This window comes from Shouchella xiaoxiensis (assembly GCF_016907895.1).
Classification (GTDB): domain Bacteria; phylum Bacillota; class Bacilli; order Bacillales; family Bacillaceae_D; genus Shouchella; species Shouchella xiaoxiensis.
In genome coordinates, this window is record NZ_JAFBCV010000030.1 from 1 (window position 1) to 18,419 (window position 18,419).

General features: G+C 36.7%; 12 protein-coding genes and 1 pseudogene. 2 read left to right on the forward strand and 11 right to left on the reverse strand.

Going from position 1 to position 18,419, the window contains the following annotated elements; all coding sequences use genetic code 11:
* Positions 1-293: 293 nt before the first annotated feature.
* The 3 genes from JOC54_RS22480 to JOC54_RS22490 form a co-directional block, all read right to left on the reverse strand.
* Positions 294-1,235, reverse strand: a complete 942-nt coding sequence (locus JOC54_RS22480; RefSeq protein WP_204469366.1) for a hypothetical protein — start codon at positions 1,233-1,235, stop codon at positions 294-296.
* Positions 1,236-1,390: 155 nt separating this feature from the next.
* Positions 1,391-2,743, reverse strand: coding sequence for a GntP family permease (locus JOC54_RS22485; protein WP_204469368.1), 1,353 nt, complete (start codon positions 2,741-2,743; stop codon positions 1,391-1,393).
* A 44-nt stretch (positions 2,744-2,787) separates the two neighbouring features.
* On the reverse strand, positions 2,788-3,924 hold the full coding sequence (locus JOC54_RS22490; protein WP_204469370.1) for a glycerate kinase family protein: 1,137 nt from the start codon (positions 3,922-3,924) through the stop codon (positions 2,788-2,790).
* 152 nt (positions 3,925-4,076) lie between these two features.
* On the opposite strand from JOC54_RS22490, the gene JOC54_RS22495 reads away from it, so the two are divergent.
* On the forward strand, positions 4,077-5,198 hold the full coding sequence (locus JOC54_RS22495; RefSeq protein ID WP_204469372.1) for a CdaR family transcriptional regulator: 1,122 nt from the start codon (positions 4,077-4,079) through the stop codon (positions 5,196-5,198).
* Between the two features lie 1,416 nt (positions 5,199-6,614).
* Here JOC54_RS22495 and JOC54_RS22500 read toward each other — a convergent pair.
* Positions 6,615-6,836, reverse strand: a pseudogene (locus tag JOC54_RS22500) (MFS transporter); the annotation flags it as partial.
* 59 nt (positions 6,837-6,895) lie between these two features.
* Here JOC54_RS22500 and JOC54_RS22505 point away from each other — a divergent pair.
* Positions 6,896-7,351 carry a hypothetical protein gene (locus JOC54_RS22505; RefSeq protein WP_239586895.1) on the forward strand — a complete coding sequence of 152 codons (456 nt, stop codon included), beginning with the start codon at positions 6,896-6,898 and terminating at the stop codon, positions 7,349-7,351.
* Between the two features lie 376 nt (positions 7,352-7,727).
* Here JOC54_RS22505 and JOC54_RS22510 read toward each other — a convergent pair whose 3' ends face one another.
* The 7 genes from JOC54_RS22510 to JOC54_RS22540 form a co-directional block, all read right to left on the reverse strand.
* Positions 7,728-10,754: an efflux RND transporter permease subunit gene (locus tag JOC54_RS22510; RefSeq protein WP_204469377.1), complete on the reverse strand. Its 3,027-nt coding sequence runs from the start codon at positions 10,752-10,754 to the stop codon at positions 7,728-7,730.
* 149 nt (positions 10,755-10,903) lie between these two features.
* Positions 10,904-11,596: a 4'-phosphopantetheinyl transferase family protein gene (locus tag JOC54_RS22515; RefSeq protein ID WP_204469379.1), complete on the reverse strand. Its 693-nt coding sequence runs from the start codon at positions 11,594-11,596 to the stop codon at positions 10,904-10,906.
* A gap of 49 nt (positions 11,597-11,645) precedes the next feature.
* Positions 11,646-12,470 (reverse strand): serine O-acetyltransferase EpsC, encoded by an 825-nt coding sequence (gene epsC / locus JOC54_RS22520; RefSeq protein ID WP_204469382.1) that lies wholly within the window; start codon positions 12,468-12,470, stop codon positions 11,646-11,648.
* A gap of 19 nt (positions 12,471-12,489) precedes the next feature.
* A complete protein-coding gene (locus JOC54_RS22525) occupies positions 12,490-12,969 on the reverse strand; it encodes a DUF1360 domain-containing protein (protein ID WP_204469384.1) in 480 nt (159 codons plus the stop codon).
* Positions 12,970-13,041: 72 nt separating this feature from the next.
* Positions 13,042-14,829, reverse strand: a complete 1,788-nt coding sequence (locus JOC54_RS22530; protein ID WP_204469386.1) for a fatty acyl-AMP ligase — start codon at positions 14,827-14,829, stop codon at positions 13,042-13,044.
* 11 nt (positions 14,830-14,840) lie between these two features.
* A complete protein-coding gene (locus tag JOC54_RS22535) occupies positions 14,841-15,596 on the reverse strand; it encodes a thioesterase II family protein (RefSeq protein ID WP_204469388.1) in 756 nt (251 codons plus the stop codon).
* A 33-nt stretch (positions 15,597-15,629) separates the two neighbouring features.
* Positions 15,630-18,347: a thioesterase domain-containing protein gene (locus tag JOC54_RS22540; RefSeq protein ID WP_367617852.1), complete on the reverse strand. Its 2,718-nt coding sequence runs from the start codon at positions 18,345-18,347 to the stop codon at positions 15,630-15,632.
* Positions 18,348-18,419: the final 72 nt, after the last annotated feature.

The window sequence follows — 18,419 nt, forward strand, 5'->3', positions numbered from 1 at the left end:
TTCCGTTCTTTTTTCCATTATAACAAGAGTATTTTTGTTTAGGTGTCTATAAATAAGAAAAAGCTGTTGAGAAATTACTTTCTCAACAGCCTGAGCAGCCAATGGCTGCTTTTCTTTGTGGGTATGACTAGCCTAGATTAGCAATCTTCTTCTACTGCGTTTAGCTACGTTTTCTCTCCCATCAAAAAATGCAAATAAGATCAAGATACCCATACAAATAATTATTCCGCGACCGTGACCTCAAGTATTGCGCCCTGCTCGCATTCTCTCCCATTAAGTCGCCTAACCAAAACCTAATCGTTCATTGAGTTCATTAATCCCTCAAGATCACGTTGTTGTTCACTGACAATATAATCGTTAAACGCTTCAAGCTCTAATATTTCCTCGTTGGCAATCGCACGAATATCGCCACTGTAGTCGAGGTCATCATACATGATATCGACGACCATTTCCCACTCTCTCTCATTCTCTGTAAACGGAATCGTGAATGTCTCCTGTTTCAAGCTACCATCTTCTAACTGGCTGTTAATCGTTACTTCACCAATGGTTACCTGTGCTTCCATGTCTTCATCTAGCAACTCGACAATACCAGGAAAGCTAAATGTCATACTCTTTTTCATTAGTTCTTTAAAATATGTACTCGCTTCTTCACCATCAACTACATACGTCATATTGCCTTCTTCATCACTTTCCCCTTCCACCGCTTCGATCAACGCTTCATATTCCGCATCTCGTTCCAACAATTCTTCTGGATCGTAAGGGCGATCAGTTAACGGCAATTCAAGGTATGTCTCTTCCACTTCAGGTGTTGTTTCCAAGGTAAAACCATAGGTCCCTTGCTCATTCTCAAACGCAATCATTTCTTCTGTTTTTAAATAAAATGATTCACCTTCCAATAGCCCCCCTGTTACATCCATTTGTACAGGATATGGTACAAGCCGCGCCTGACGAGGCATTGCCTGATCAATTTCATAGTGCCCTTGATCTCTGTCTCCAGTCACTGTATAACCCAAATCCAAGTCTTCGATATGAGCAGCCAAATGCCCTAAGACCTCATGCATTCCTTCTGTTGTACTTGGTGCGGTCACATCAACTCCAACCGTATACTTGAACTTAGTTCCTTCTTCTTTTTCTGTAAGAGCATCAACATATTCCGCGCTACCGTCTTGACTGCACCCTCCAGCAAACAAGCCCGTTGCCACTGTTAAACTTCCTAGCATCATCGCTTTTTTCATCTTATTCTCCTTTTACAATCGGCTAATACTCCATATATTTCCTTATCGATTATGGGTACCCCAAATGATGTTTAGTAAAACGGTTTCATCAAAACCGAAAAAGTACCGTATTAAACAGAAAACCAGCAGAATCTAAGATTCTGCTGGTTTTCTTGCTACACAAGGATCATCCATAATATCATCGTCACCACAATCGTGACAATTCCTTGCAAAAGCGTCGCCATTGTTTGTGCTTTATACGCATCGTTTACCTTCATGCCGGTAAATTGCGTCACGACCCAGAAGTAACTGTCATTAACGTGCGATACCGTCATCGCACCGGCGCCCACAGCCATCACAACAAGGGCTAATGGAACCGCTCCTTCAATCCCCATCACAGGCAACATCGGTGCAACCAAGGATGACGTGATGACGAGTGCGGTTGTGGAGGAACCTTGCGCTGTTTTTAACGCTGCGGCAATGATAAACGGGATCAATAAAAATAAAGCGCCAGTAAACATTCCGCCGATCTCCCAGTTTTGAATAATTTCTTCTACACCTGAGTTTCGAATAACTGTTCCAAATGAACCGCCGACACCTGTAATGAGCAAGATCGGTGCGGCATCTTTTAACGCTTGCCCGACCCAGCCATTCAGCGTTTCTTCATTAAAAGCTGGAAGTAATGGCAGGGCTGCAATAACGCCTACTAAGAGCGCAATGACTGGTTTACCTAAGAAAACAAAAAAAGCGGCTACACCGTTATCAACTTCGGCAACAGTTAAAATCGAGCCTGCTGCAATTAACAGGATCGGCAAGAGAATGGGTAAAAACGCTGAGAAGGTTGATGGCATTTTTCCAAATGAAGCAACGACCTTATCGTAATCGAATTCTTCACCGGTTGCCGACACATCTTCTGGTACCTCAATCTTCGTTGCCACTTTAATCGCCCATAGATAACCAACTAACGTTGCAGGCACGGCAACGATGAATCCAATAAAGATCACCGTACCTAAGTAAGCATCAGCGCCAATATTCCCTGCCGCCGCGATTGGTCCTGGCGTAGGTGGAACGAGTGTATGAGTTGCATAAAGCCCTGTTGCTAGTGCAACAGACATGGAAGCCATTGACACTTTCGCTCGTTTTGATAGCGCTTTCCTTAAACTGTTTAAAATAATAAAACCTGAATCACAAAATACAGGAATCGATACAATAAATCCAATAATGCTCATCGCAAGCTGAGGATGCTTTGGCCCCACAATTCTAAGGACGACCTCTGCCATTCGATACGCCGCACCAGCTTTTTCTAGAATGACGCCAATGATTGTACCGAACACAATAACAAGACCAATACTCATTAACAGATTTCCAAAACCGGAATTAATGCTTTCAACGATTAAATCAAATGACATACCTGATGCAAAACCAACAAATAATGTACCTAGTAAGAGTGATAAGAACGGATGAACCTTAAATTTAGACGTGGCGACGATAATGAGTAAGACACCAATAGCTATAATAAGAAACAACATGGTAAAACCCCCTTTTTGAGCAGGCCCGCAAGCCTACTCGTTTTTTAGTTCTGTTTCGCAAAAAAGGTCCGAACAACTTGTTCGGTTGTAAACATAACATACTCCTCGCAATGCTCAATCGCTTGCTGCAAGTTCATTGGGCCCTTTACAATACTGAACACACTTGTAATGCCGTATTGATAGAGTTCTTCAATTCCTTCTCCAACAGACCCGGCAATCGCAATAACCGGTATTCCCTGCTTTTTCGCCGCTTCCGCTACGCCCATCGGTGTTTTTCCTGAAGCAGTCTGATAATCAATTTGCCCTTCTCCTGTTAACACAAGGTCAGCTCCTTCAAGCTTTTGCTCTAGACCCGTGTAGTCAATGACAATATCAATGCCTCGACGCATAGAGGACGGAAAGAATGCTTGGAATGCCCCACCAATACCTCCAGCAGCACCTGCACCTGGTTTTTCATGAAGGCGAACGAGCGTCTTTTCCTCAATCAAATCGGCCCAGTTCGTTAAAATGCAATCCAGCGTCGCCACCATCTCAGCTGTAGCTCCTTTTTGCGGACCATACACAGCTGAAGCACCAGTAGGACCAACGAAAGGATTTTGCACATCGGATGCAATCATAAAGCTTGAGTCGGCAATCCGTTTATCAAAATCTGCATCATCAATGCTGGCCACCCGCCCTAGCTCGGCACCACCATAACCGATTGAAGCGCCTGTTTCATCGAGCAAGTTCATTCCTAACGCTTGAAGCATACCAGCGCCGCCATCGTTGGTTGCACTTCCTCCAACCGCTAAAATAAACGTACGATAGCCTGCGTCCAACGCCGCTTGAATAAGCTCTCCCGTTCCATATGTGGTGGTAACCATTGGATTACGCTCATTAGCTGGAATTAACACAAGCCCAGAAGCACTCGCCATTTCAATTACACACGTTTCGTTATCTCCTAATACGCCATATTCTGCTCCTACCGGTTTACACGTAGGGCCTTTTACCGTTACCTCTACCTTCTTTCCTCCTGTTGCTGAGACAAGGCTATCCATTGTGCCTTCTCCACCATCCGCAACAGGTACGCATATCGTCTCCATTTTTGGAAGCGCTTTCGAAATAGCTTGCTCCATCACGTTTGCTACCTCAACAGCAGACAAGCTCCCTTTAAAAGAGTCTGGCGCAATGACAACTCTCATCTTGTAACCACCTTTGCGATTTCTTATACTGTTCATTATAAGTTGCATCAAAAGATTAATCATCGTTTATGGTAAACAAAAAGAATAGATAAATCGCATTATTTTTTGTGTATAATATATAAAAACTGAGTAAATGAGATGGAGACATTGATATGTTAACAAAGGATCTTGCAGTCGAGGTGGTCGAACAAACAACCAAACGTTTAAATCGACCTATGAACATGATGGACCGCTTTGGAATTATTTTAGCTTCTTCAGATCCGTCCCGTGTAAATCAAATTCATGATGGTGCTGTTCATGTTTTAAAAACCGGGAAAAGCCTTATGATACGAAAGGAAGATCTGCCAAACTGGCGCACCTCAAAACCAGGCTTAAACATGCCCATAGAATTTCAAGGCGAAATGATTGGCGTGATTGGCCTTACAGGTGATCCAGATGAGATTTGGGAATTTGGGGAGCTTGTTAAAATGAATACCGAAATGATGGTTCGCCAAGCCTATCTTTTCGAACAATCGGAATGGAAACAGCGCATACGCGACCAATTGTTTCATGAATTGATTCAAAAAAACATTTCACCTCATGTCATCGAAGACAAGGGAAAGCAAGCATCGTTCAAACTTGTTCCACCTTTCCAAGTAACCTTAATTAATGCGGATGCCGCAAGCATGCAGCGGAGCGCTTTATTGGATATCATTAGAACCAACTTTGACGAACACATGACGCTTATCGGTTACGTCACGCTAGAACAAATGTATCTATTAACAACAGCAACAGCTCATGAGACAGTTTCAAAAAAGTTGCAAACGCTTCAAACATTGCTCCTACAAAAAAACGTTTCGTTCAGCATTGCTACTGGCAGTCAACGTTATGATCTGTTTACCATTGCGTCCTCTTATCAAGAAGCCCGGTCTGCACTAACATTGGGTACGAAGCCCAACACAATCACGTATTTTCAAGACGTCCAAACACAAGCGCTCTTGCATGAATTGCCAACACTTAGTAAACAACAGTATTATCAATCCATTTTAGAAAACGTCTCAGAAAAATACATCAAAACCCTTGAACACTTTTTCAGTCATAATAGCAACATTGGTGATTGTGCCAAGTCCCTGTTTATTCACCGCAACTCACTCGTGTACCGATTAAAGAAGATTCATGACAGTACGGGCTACGACCCACAATTATTTACCGATTGCGTCCCTCTGCAAATAGCCATATGGTTAAGACGATTGGATGAGAACGATCCAGAACATCATATGAAAAAGCGCGAATGATGGACGCTCTTACCGGGCAACGCTTCAATTACTTTGAGTACATCACTCTTAGGTAGGGTAGCGGAAGTAAAAAGAATACTAGAATAAGGAGAGTTATGAGGGCTAAAATAATTCACCATCTTATTTTTGGACAGATTGAATATGTTAACGGTTGGCGAAAACATGTAGAGGTAGTAACATCATTGACACCCGCAAGGATCTTATGTATGTCTATCGAGTCCATTGGTAACTTGCTTCCGCCAACTCCTTCTATTGCTGCGGCTGGCGCCTGTTTAAGTTCTGTTGTAGGTTATTCATTCCATGGCTGAGTCTGTCTTTCATATTGGTTGTTTTACGCTTGATTGCGCGTTGCTTACTTTGCCAACCGTCATGAGAGTTCCTATTTTCATCGATTGAGCGTACGCGCTAATTGCCTTAACACCGCTTACTCGTGCGTCATTCATGACAGTACTTAGACTTAGTCTGGTTGGTTTGGTTTCAGTCGCATAGATCGATCAAGTTAGAATAAATAATTCATATAATCTTCCTCGTCGTAAATTATATTTCCCCGACCGCTTTCTAATAACGGTAGTATTTCTGATTTTAAGAGATACAATAAGAACCCTTTACGAAAGGCCAACACTCTAGCAATGTGTTTAGGAAACGGCCTAGATTTAAAAAAATTGACATCATTTATCTTTATTCCTATATAAGACTCTTCATCATTTACGTCCGTTATTTCTAAACTCGCACTATGTTTCCCAATACTCTCAAATATCTCAGCAAGTGGTATTCCCGCCCTTTCAAGACTTTGTTTCAGTTTTAACAAGTTGTTAATAAATTATCAGAAGGGTGAGTCGCCTCTCTAATTTTATTCTCAGAGGAAGGCTTCACTCGAGATATTGCGAATATCGGTCACTTCGGTACAGGAATTTTGGAATTGACCCTTTATCAAGACAGTGATTTTGAGAAAGCAGAAGCATATATTGAAGCAAGTTATGATGGAAATTGATTTGTATAATATCTCATGGTGAATGGTTTATCAAATTTCTAATTATTCCCTTTTTCTCTTTGCTCCGCCCCTTTACATCGCTTCTATCATAATCACATCTCGGGTAATTTTAGGGTGTGGTTTTGACATCGTGTAAGCTAGCTTCTATTCTGTAGCGTATAAATTCTTCAGTCATTGGGGCTTTTTCTTTCAATTGCCTTGTGTTAAATCTAACTCCCAATAAGTGATAAGTTTATACGCCGATGTTTTTATATCTTTGGAGTCTTCACGGATGATATAAATGACAATTGGGCTTGTCACAACAACTTTGTCTAACCATTTTAAATGGATTCCAGTTATTCATCGTAATCTTCTTCAAGTTTTACGTTTCGCATAGGTGATAACATAAGCCATATAGCACCACAAAGTGCTAATCAAGTGGCCGATATAAACGCCGCAAGCGTAATGGATCCAACAATGAGTGTTGTTAATACCCACGTATCTGTCCAACCATCTGCGCTAGCAGAACTAAATCCGTACAACAATCCACCAAGACCAAGACTCGATAACACAACAGATAAGTAGTCCAGTTTCGCTTCCTTGTTTTGCGGCAAGACATTGTCGAGCTTCCATATTGAAAGGACTAAGCTAATGACTACGAGTGGCAGACGGGGCAAACATTTCAAAAGGAACCTTTTACAATCACTTTTCCTCCAAAAATGACTGCATGGCCGAAATCTTGGAAAATTCACGTGAAGAAGCAAACCAATCCCGGATCACAGCTCAGATTGGTAAAGACAAACAAGTCCGAACCATCTTCATTGAGCAGATCTCGATTCTTATCCGTCTACATGAAGAACGAAAACTATACCGTTTATTTGAAGCCATTCTCCATTCGAATGAAGCGGATTTAAAGAAACTTGTTCTCCAACATCGCATAAAAGACATGGAATGGTTGACAGCTCGGTTAATCGAAGTAAGGGGCGAAGAATTCAGGCCATATGCATTTGAAAGCGTCGTCCTTTTTACTGGTATGCTTCAACATACGTTATTCGTAAACCGCTACACAAACATGAGCGAAGACAATACGCCTTTGCTCGATAATAAAGCCATAATTAAAAGAAAAGCGATTACGAAAGTCGGTATTGATTCCACTACTAAAACCACTTCAAAATACATTTAAAGAAACGCAACTTAAGACGGAAGCACAAACATTCACCAATTTGATTTGGTTTTATCAATATTCCCATTAGAAAAGAGGCTTTCGTGTGAAAGCCTCTACGCTTTATTAAACTGTCACTACACAATTTAAAATCTATTTTAAAAAAAAGGTAAACGTTTTATCCTCTGAAAGTTGTTTAATCCTAAAATGCTCAATTATTAGATATCAGTTCTATCCTTTTCATTTAAGAAAAACATCTTACATTAAAGCTGCCTATTCTCTATTAATATAAGGAATAGGCAGCCCAGGTTTTCTCAATTTAATATCTGTTGCACATTCAAGCTAATGAATGATCCTTTAATAAACTAGCTAATCCTTGCCTTCATTCCAACTATTCTCAACTTGTTAACTGTTTCTTACCCTCTTTAATGGTATTCGACTTACGTTCAATAGAAAAAAGACGATAAACTGCTGGAAATAATAATAAGGTAACAAGAGTTGAAAACAATAAGCCTGATATTATTGCAACAGCCATTGGAGCTTGATAGTTTCCAGATATACCTGAAGCTAGTGCCAAAGGCAACATACCAGCCACAGTTGTTAAAGTTGTCATAAATATTGGCCGAACTCTGCTTTTACCTGCCTCAACTAATGCTTTTTCTACATTATAACCACCTTTTCTAAGTTTGTTAGTTTTATCAATTAGAAGAATTGCATTGTTTAATGATATTCCTATCAACATAATAATACCTATTCCGGACATAACATTAAGCTCGTATTGCGTGATAAATAAACCCAAAATTACACCAGTGATCACGACTGGTATTACCGACATAACAAATAGTGGATGTATAAGATGGTTAAACTGAACAGCCATCACTGAGAATATTAGAAATATCGCAACACCTAGTACCACAATCATTTGTTGCAATACCTGCTGTTGTTGTTCTAAGTCCCCCGCAACCGATATACTATAACCCTCTGGTACGTCCATTTCCTCGATTAAATTACTAACATCTCGATTGACAGTGCCACTATCAGTATTTTCGAAATCTGCAGACACCACAACAAATCTTTCACCATCCTCGCGTGTTATCTCATTCGGTATTTCTACCTTTCTTAGTGTAATAAAATTATCGAGTGTCTCTACGCTGTCTTGCGTCGGAACCTCTAAATCAAGTAAATCTGATACTGTTGTCGTAGATTCATTCCATTTAATTGATAAAGGATAGGTTTGCTCCGAAAGGGTTACATCGCCTAAAGAAACATCTAAAAATGATTGCTGGACTATTTGCCTTATTTGATTTTCTTCTAATCCAGCATCTACTATAGCCACCTCATCTAAGAAAACTTCTTCCTCAATAAACGTTCTGTTATTAGAGCTTAAAACCCCTACAATGCCTTCAATCTCTTCCAACTTCGAAGAGAATTCAGTCGATATTTCCTTTAATTGATTAAAGTCTTCCCCCCTAATATTCACTTGTACAGGGTGGGCTGCACCACCTGTCATCGCATTTTGTACAGAAAGAATTGGTTGTGTTTCTTCGAGTGTTCTTAAGGAACTATATATTTCTTCATTTACTTTTTCTTGATTCATGACAATTTTTTCTCCCTTTGTCATGTTAATCATTACATAAAACATGCCCCCAGAATCCATAATGTAATTTGATTCAACATCTTTAATAACAGATAAATTCTCATTAATTTGCTTTGCTACAATTTCTTTTTCATCTGATGTTACCCCTGGGTCAAGGTCAACAATAACTTCAGCATAACGATCGTGCATATCCGGCATTAATCCCATCGGTATCTTGGTAACTAAAGTTAAAGATGCTACGAAAAAAAGGAGAAAGGTTAAAAGAACCCCTAAACTTCGGCGCTTCTTTTTGACTATCCATGAAATGAGCTGACTGTATTTCCCTAGAATAATTCCATCTTTCTTTTTTTCATTTGTTAGTCTTATCTTTAAAAATCCTTTTGCAACAGTTGGAATTACCGTGAATGAAATGACCATGGAACTAATTAAGGTAGTTGAAACTACTACTGAGATCATCACCATCAATTGTCCAATGTCACCTTCAAGGTAACCTATTGGTAAGAAGACAACAATAGTTGTCATAACAGAAGCTACGATTGGACTTGCGACTTGTTTAGTTCCCTGTATAATAGCCTCTTTATTATTTAACCCTTTTTCTTTTTTACTATATATTGATTCAAGTATCACTATGGATGAATCCACCATAATCCCAATTCCTAGGCCCAGACCCATAAGAGTTAAGATATTAAAACTATAATCCAATATTTGCATTATCCACAATGTTAATAAGATCGATGTAGGTATAGATACACCTATAATCAAGGTAGCCCGTATATTTTTCAAGAATATTAATAGAATTCCTATAGCTAGGCCGGCACCAATTAATATGTTTATAGTCACTCCACTAAGAGCATCCTCCACATAATCAGCCTGAGATACCATCTCATTTACTTCAAAACCTCTAATTAACCCTTCTTCGTTAATAGTTTTTATTTCTTCTCTTACTGAATCTGCTAACTCAATTTGTGTTATATCATTTGATCTAGCTATTTGAACAAATATTAATTCTTGTGAACCATTCTTCCAAATTTCATTCAAATTATCTTTAGGGCTCATAGTAACTGTGGCGATATCATCTAGTGTAAAACTGCCCTCTTGAGAAGGTATTTGAATCCTCTCTATATGATCAATACTTTCCAGTGATGTATGCCAACGTAAAAAAGGTGATCCTTCCTCATCACGTAACATTCCAATAATAGAATCATTGTTTTGTTGTTGAATGATTTCAATTACTTGTTCGATATTAATACTTTTATCCTCGATCTCTTCACGATCTAATTCAATTTCTACTTCATTTTCAAGTATCCCATTGACATTAACTGCTGCTACCTCTGGTAAACTCTCTAACCTAGGCTTTAACGTTCCATCCACAAAATTGGTTATTTCCTCCATATCACCATTAGATATATCCATAAAATAATCATATGCAGCTGTTGTCCCATTTTGATTTACATCTACACCTTCAATTAACTCATTTTCAGCAGCCTCCATATAAACAATTGATTCAACTTCCTCAAAAGCTTCATCCCCCTTACCCTGCCTAAAAGATAATTGCAAGGAACTCCTGCCTGTATTTGTATTAGAAATAACCTTAGTTACATCTTCTATTTCTCTTAATCGCTGTTCCAAATTTGAAGTAATGGAACGTTCTACTTCATTGGCGGAGATGTCACCAGCTGACACCTCAACAGTAGCTCCGTCCATCGTAACAGAGGGCAGTAACTCTTGATCCAAATTAAATAAGGCATAACCTCCGCCAATAACAATTAGCACAACCGTTAAAAAAATCATTATCCTTCTCTCAATTACATAGCTTAACCACTTCATTACTTCCCCCCTGAAATGTTTACGCAACTACAAGGCCTAATACTTATGTAGCTTACGAAATATGGTTATATTAAAATCAAACAGTGAAACCTTCATAGCAGTGTATTCTTGTTTAATCTATTTATGTTTTTTGTGTACAGAATATTTAGTTACATTTTACAACTGTTCACCACTTCATGGATATCCATATAATAAAGCCCACCAAATTCATCATTGCCAATTGTACAGATGGACAATTCATATCCATCATCAAAATCAATATTTCTTAATGTATATTCTGCATCTACAAGACCCATAAACTTTACTTTTGGTTCTTTGTCTATGGAATCGATACTAAAAGAATCTAATGGTATAGACAGCCCCTTTCCTAAAGCTTTTACAACGCTTTCTTTCAAAGTCCATAATTTGAAAAAAGTTGATATCCTTTCTTTTTTTTCCTTTTTCAATCTTAAAAAATCATACTCCTCCTTTGAAAAGACTTTAGCAATGTTCAAATTGATATCCTTCACTTCCTCTACATCTATGCCTATTGAATTACTTCCAATTACACATACAATCCAAAATCCAGAGTGGGAAAGATTAAAATTTAAATTGTGTTTTTTTAAATATGGCTTGCCATATTTGTTAACAACCAATTCTATATCTTTATTTTTTATGCTGAGTGACTTACTAATAAGGTGTCTTATTAGTAAGTCAGCATATAAACTGCGCATAGCATCAAGTTTATTCCTGTATTTTAATATTTTTTCTTTTTTAGTCGATGACACATAGTTTAAAAGGCTTGATAATTCATAGGAAGAAAGTTCACTCTCTTTAAGTTTTAAAGCATAGATTCTTATCATACTATCTACCTCATTAAACAGCTGAAATATACATAACTATGACATTATTTTATTCTTTGAAATTAACATCAGCTGCGGGATTATATATCACTTTACTAAAAGGCTTTACTGACTTAGTAACCCAAACATTCCCCCCTATCAATGAACTTTCACCTATGACTGTCTCACCACCAAGGATTGTTGCTCCAGCATAAATGGTTACATTATTCCCAAGAGTAGGATGTCTTTTAATCTTGTTAGTCTTATTTTGCGTTACTCGTAACGCACCTAAAGTAACCCCTTGGTAAATAGTTACATTTTCACCAATAATACAAGTTTCTCCTATCACTACACCCGTACCATGATCAATAAATAACCCTTTTCCCGCCTGCACTCCTGGATGAATATCAATCCCGGTTTTCATGTGGGCACATTCTGTCATCAATCTAGGCAGCAATCTAACGCCTTTTTTATAAAGTTCATGCGCAACTCTATATACAGCAGCTGCATATATCCCAGGATAAGCAATAACAATTTCTTCAAAACTGGTAGTGGCCGGATCCCTATTATAAGTTGCAATAACATCTGCTAATAATACCTCTCTCAAATACGGAATTTTATCCATAAGGAAATCTGCTTGATCAACACAAGATTTACAACACTTACCCCTATCATGGCTATCACACGATACTAAATGAACAAATTTCGCTAACTTTAAATGAGTTTGATAGCAAATTCTATGATTTGGTGAAAATAGCAGCATATATAGATCATCTATAAGTGAATAGACTTCGTATTCTATTTCCCTTCTACTAAATCTGATTTTAATATCTCCTACGTTTAAACCTTGCCGCTCTGCCACAGTAATCTCATTATTTAAGTGACATGACATCATACCACCTTCTCCCAATTTATTAATTAGCTTCCTTTACTTTTTTATTATCAGGAGTGTAATTATTATCTTTTTTCCCCATAAATTGTTCCTTCATCTCTTCCATACGCTGTAATTGTTTTTTAGATGGACTATACGTATTGACTATTACTAGACGATTTAGTTGCATCATAAATCCTGCAACACCAGATAGTGCAAATACCAATGAAATTAAAATAGTAACAGTTGGCCACAAGTTCCAAGCTATAACTAACAAAGCTCCAATCCAAACACTTATACACCAAGGACATGTAATTAAGGTTCCAATAATTGCCTTACTAAATGGCATCTTAGGCATTGTGTAATGAGTCATTCTTCCTCGTGAGTCAGTCTCTTCTATTTCTTCAACAAAGAATCCTCTAATAGGAGCTGTTATAACATCTGAAATTATTAGATAAGTCAGTCGAAATACTGCTAACCCTAAAATCAACAAAGTCACTAAATTTAATTCACCTAGTTCCATATTTACCCCTCTTTTTCTTTAAATTAAAAACCATTAAAAACCAATTGTACCTGGACACCAAAAATGAAGTTATTAATGATTAGGTATATAATCGCCCCACAGTTTTAAGTCATTGCTTTCATATTGAGCTCTACACTCATTTCTCTGAATTTTACCACTAGATGTTTTTGGAATTGTTCCTGTTTTAACTAGAATGAAATCATATAATGATAAATCAAATTCCCTTGCTATAGTCTCCCTGACTTTCGATTTTATTTCATCATAATTAATAACTTCTCTATGCTTTTTAATTACAAACTCCAAGTTTAAGAATGAAACAGGCCAATATTTACGATGAATCTCGGAAATAATAACAAGCCTCTCTCCTTCTTTATCAGTAATTGAAAAAGCACTAACAACTGCGTCTTGCAAGGCATGATGCGCTCTATTTACAACAGATTCTATATCTTGGGGATAAAAGTTTTGTCCATGAATGATAATTATATCCTTCATTCTGCCAGAGTAATAAATACTTTTACCTTTTATAAAACCAAGGTCACCAGTTCTTAAATAGGTATTCTTATCATCATGTCTATGTTTTGCTTCAAATGTCTCACTTGTCATTTGCGGATTATTCCAGTAACCTTTTGCAACACTCGGTCCATTTACCCATATTTCTCCAACCTGATTTTCGTTACATTTTATTAAGGTGTCAGGATTTACTATAATAACTTGTTGATCTTCGGTAGTGCATCCGCAATTCACAATTTTTATATTGTCTTCACTCTCCTTTACTTCATTATTTTTAAGACCCTCTCTACTAACATTTTCATATAAACAATCTCCAATCTTACTAGAAGATACTAATAAAGTTGCCTCCGCTAATCCATATCCCGTTCTTAATGACTGCTTTTGAAGTCCAAAAGGTTTCATTTTTTGATAAAAACTAACGACTGTATCAACGTTAATTGGTTCAGCTGCACTTACAGCATACTTCCAAGCAGACAAATCCCAATTTTTATTACCTGTGTCCTTAATCTTTTTGACACAAAGATCATAGGCAAAATTTGGAGCAACTGAAAAATGCACTTTATATTTTGAAAGCACATCTATCCATTTTCTTGGTTCTTGTATAAAATCCATAGGAGACATTAAATAGCACTTTGAATTCGAATATACACTTGATAAGATGCATCCAATTAAACCCATATCATGATAAAAAGGTAACCAACTTGCAATATTTGTGTTTTGATTTAAATCAAATGTTTCTCTTATCATATTAATATTGTGAATAAGGTTCTTGTGTGTGACTATTACACCTTTTGGCGCACTAGTAGAACCTGATGTGTATTGCAAAAATGCGACATCATTATCACAGATCTTTGGTTTATCCCATAAATAAGCTTCTTTATCATTAATTGTTTCTGTAGCAACAATGTTAATCATATTATTATTTTCAAACTCTTTCGTATTAACTATTTTCTGTTTTATGCTAGTTGTTGTTAAAATAACCCTTGCTCTTGAATCCTTGATGATTTTAATTAGCCGTTCCATATGATGGTTCTTTTTTGGAGGGTACGCAGGGACAGCAATGACTTTCCCATATAGACAACCAAAGAAAGCTGAAATAAAATCCAAGCCAGAAGGATATAATAAAAGTGCACTTTCTCCTTCTAAATTCATTCCCTGAAGTACTGATGCAATTGCTTTTGCATTTTGTTCTAATTTGTTGTATGACAAAGTTTGCCCTTCTTTTTCACCATTTTGAAGCCATTGAAAAATGGTATAATGGGGACTAGTTTCTGCTTTATTTTCCAATACATCTATTAAAGTCTCGTGTTTCATATTAGACTTATTTGGTAAACCCTTCACTTTTTCCATCAGTTATCCTCCTAATATGAGAGTCCTTTTACTAAATTAACAATGTCAGGTGTGTAATTGTGTATGAAAAAATGATCACCTTCGAATTGTTTTATTTGAAATTTTTTATCTGTGTGGTACTTCCACTTTTCTATTTCTCTTATATTTACTAAGTGGTCTTTTGTACCCCATAAAGCTGTAATTGGACAATTAAGTGGGCTATCCTGAGTGTAACAATACTCTTCCACCAATTCGAAATCGGCTCTAATACTAGGAAGAAACATTTCTAGCATTTCTAAATTCTCAAGTATTTCGTTGGGTGTACCATTGTAATCTTGTAAGACATTTTGAAATTCCTGTGTTGAGAGTTTATGTGTTTTCCCATTTCTTGGTGTACTCGGTGCAGCAGCTGCGGATACAATAAAATGTTTTGGCAGATTAAGGCCATTTTTTCTAATTACACGCACAAGTTCATAACCAATCAAAGCTCCCATACTATGACCGAATATTATATAAGGCGTATCTTCTTGGAATAACTCTCGAATCTCGTTGAATAAATCGATGACTAAATTATCCATCTGTGTGTATGGCTTTTCCTCATACCGCCCTCCTCTACCTGGTAATTGTAATGCATATAATTGCACATCTTTTCCTGCTAGTTTTTCCCATGATTTATAAATGGCAGCACTCCCTCCTGCATACGGTATACAAATAATCCGTAAAGTCTCGTTTCCTAATATGTTAGGTTTTAAAAACCATTTATTTAAATTAGATTTTATTGAGTCCAATTTCTACACCCCATTGTTTAAAGAACATTAAATCTATGTGCTTTCCACTAAATTACTCATGCTTTTTTCTAGTTGTTCACCCAAAAAGCGCACCTTTGGTTCTGTCATCATAGTCAAATGATTTCCAGGTATTTGATATCTTTTTATAGAATCTACAGAGTAATGATTCCAACCTTGATTTGTATCCATCTCCTTATTAATATTCCATAAAACCGTAGATTCAGATTCAGTCGAGAGAAACAAGTTTATTGGTGTATTCATTTTATGACTCGGTTTATAACCTCGCATCGCTTCTAAATTAGTCTTGTAGACGGTTATTAAATTCATGATTTGATCCAAATCAATACTAGAAGCTATTGTTGAATTATTAATAATGTATTGAATTTTTTCATCTATTGTATCCATGCCCCTAACTATTTCATCTGAAATATCAATGTCTTCTCCAGAAAATCCTTTAATTTCATTTATAAACGAAGTTAAAAATACTGCATCATCGATTTCCTTAAAACCAGCGGTATAATTGGGAGATGGGCAATCAATGACAATCAATTGCTGTACTTCTTTTCCCTTGTCAACTAACTGCCGTCCAATTTCAAATGATAAAACACCTCCGAATGACCATCCTCCTATTATATATGGCCCCTCCGGTTGCACATTTAAAATCTCATCAATATAGTAACTAGCCATGCCTTCAATATTATTTATATAATCCCAGTTGCCATATAACCCTGGTGATTGCACAGCATATACTGGTCTATCATTGTGCAAATGACGAATTAAATTACCGTAGCATAGTACATTTCCACCCGTTGGATGTATTAAAAATAACGGGGTTTTTGAGCCTTTTTTTCGAAATGGAACAATTATGGAATTGTAATCACGATCTGGGCTGATAACATTAGATAACTTTTCAATAGTTTGCCTTTCGAATAATATAGACATTGGAAGTTCGATATTTAATTCTTCTTTGATTTTAGAAATTAAACGTATGGCTAATAATGAATGCCCACCTAAATCAAAGAAGTTATTTCTAACACCAATAGGGTGAACTTCTAAAATTTCTTCCCAAATTCTTACTAATTTTAATTCCAAAATATTTCTTGCACTAATTATACCTCTGTTCTCATTTATTTCTATAAAGGCCTCCGGAAGGTTATTTCGATCAATTTTACCATTAGGGGTTGTGGGTAATGAATCTAAAAAAATCACTGATGATGGTATCATATAATTCGGAAATCTCTCTCTCAAAAACGAATACACCTCTGCCCGTAAGTATTGTGATATTTTACCAATTAAAGGGTTATTTGCAAACTTTTTATTATAATTGCTGTGCTCAGTTTTTTTATCATAAGAATGCTTAAATTTAAATGGCTTTTCTGGCCTTCTATGAAAAAACACATCATAATAGCCTGTGCCCACAGTTGACCAGGTTATATGGGCAAAAAAATTATATTGTTCTGCCAATTTCCAAATCACCTCTGGATCTATTCCTATCTCTCTTCTAGAATTTTGTTCTAAGAATTGTTTTATACTAACAGAATCCTCATATTTATTTAATTCTCCTCCTAGCGTGTACTCTTTAAATACACGAGAATTTGGTATACCCTCTATTAAAAATTCATCCGTTCTGGTAAAAAGAAATTCTTTTAATTGGTTGATGTCTAGATTACTGGTTTTCCAGTTTGTAATATGAATGTTTTCCAAAATATCTAAGCTCTTATCAACATGTATAATCGCATCGTATCTGAACTTAGTTAATTCATTTTGACAGTTACCTCTTTTCAATAAAACATCTACTCCAGAGATACGTGGTACAAGTTCACTTAAGTTATTAAATAATTCTGGTGACACCAATAATTCCTTTTCTTCTCTTTCTCTTTTATTAATTTTTTGTCTTATTTGGTTTATCTGAGCTTCTTTTGATGCGTGAATCAATTCAACTGATGTATAGAAAATATTTGAATGAGATAGACTCCTTACATCACCTAAAAAAATAGTTCCTCCTTTCTTTAAGACTCTGACAGCGCCTTGTAATACTTTAGTTAGATATTCAATATTAGGAAAGTATTGAATAACTGAGTTGATAATAACCATATCAAAACTATTTTCTTCAAAATCCGAGAAATCAATTGCTTCTCTGCAAAATAATTTTATATGAGTTAAATCGTCTTTTATAATTTTATTTTTCAATAATTCTATTGCTTCTGCAGAAAAGTCGGTAGCATAATATTTCTTAGAATACTTAGCAATGTTAGTTAGTAAAATTCCTGTGCCACAACCTATCTCTAAGATATTATCTGTGTTTTGTGTTAAAATTCTATCTATTGTACTTTCAGCCCATTCCATCATTTCATTTTTCGGTATAGGTAAACCTGTATAACTACTTGTCCACCCTTTAAACATTTGCTCATCTTCAGATGCAAATGTCTTCTGTCCATAAATTTTATTAAATACCTCTTCCCATTCGTTAATTTGTTCAGTATTTGTTTGGTTATTTAAAATTAAGTCATACCCCCCCCCTTCTTCATATGATATTTTCGGGACGACATATGATATTATACTCTTTTCTCCCATTGAATCTTCTTTAGCAACTACCACTGATTCTTGAATATTCTTATGTTGATTTAACACCGATTCGATTTCACCTAGTTCGACCCGGTAACCACGTACCTTCACTTGGTGATCCAACCTGCCTAGAAATTCAATATTTCCGTCTTCTTGATAACGTGCTAAATCTCCCGTCCGATACATCTTTGCCTCTATTTGATGGACAAATGGATCGCTGATGAACCTCTCTTCCGTTAGTTCCCTGCTCACATACCC

Coding starts and splice junctions, on each gene's coding strand:
- JOC54_RS22540 (WP_367617852.1), bottom strand. CDS start 18,347: ATGTATCGGACGGGAGATTTAGCACGTTATCAAGAAGACGGAAATATT.
- JOC54_RS22525 (WP_204469384.1), bottom strand. CDS start 12,969: ATGGAACTAGGTGAATTAAATTTAGTGACTTTGTTGATTTTAGGGTTA.
- JOC54_RS22480 (WP_204469366.1), bottom strand. CDS start 1,235: ATGAAAAAAGCGATGATGCTAGGAAGTTTAACAGTGGCAACGGGCTTG.
- JOC54_RS22515 (WP_204469379.1), bottom strand. CDS start 11,596: ATGATAAGAATCTATGCTTTAAAACTTAAAGAGAGTGAACTTTCTTCC.
- JOC54_RS22530 (WP_204469386.1), bottom strand. CDS start 14,829: ATGGAAAAAGTGAAGGGTTTACCAAATAAGTCTAATATGAAACACGAG.
- JOC54_RS22505 (WP_239586895.1), top strand. CDS start 6,896: ATGGCCGAAATCTTGGAAAATTCACGTGAAGAAGCAAACCAATCCCGG.
- epsC (WP_204469382.1), bottom strand. CDS start 12,470: ATGATGTCATGTCACTTAAATAATGAGATTACTGTGGCAGAGCGGCAA.
- JOC54_RS22490 (WP_204469370.1), bottom strand. CDS start 3,924: ATGAGAGTTGTCATTGCGCCAGACTCTTTTAAAGGGAGCTTGTCTGCT.
- JOC54_RS22485 (WP_204469368.1), bottom strand. CDS start 2,743: ATGTTGTTTCTTATTATAGCTATTGGTGTCTTACTCATTATCGTCGCC.
- JOC54_RS22495 (WP_204469372.1), top strand. CDS start 4,077: ATGTTAACAAAGGATCTTGCAGTCGAGGTGGTCGAACAAACAACCAAA.
- JOC54_RS22510 (WP_204469377.1), bottom strand. CDS start 10,754: ATGAAGTGGTTAAGCTATGTAATTGAGAGAAGGATAATGATTTTTTTA.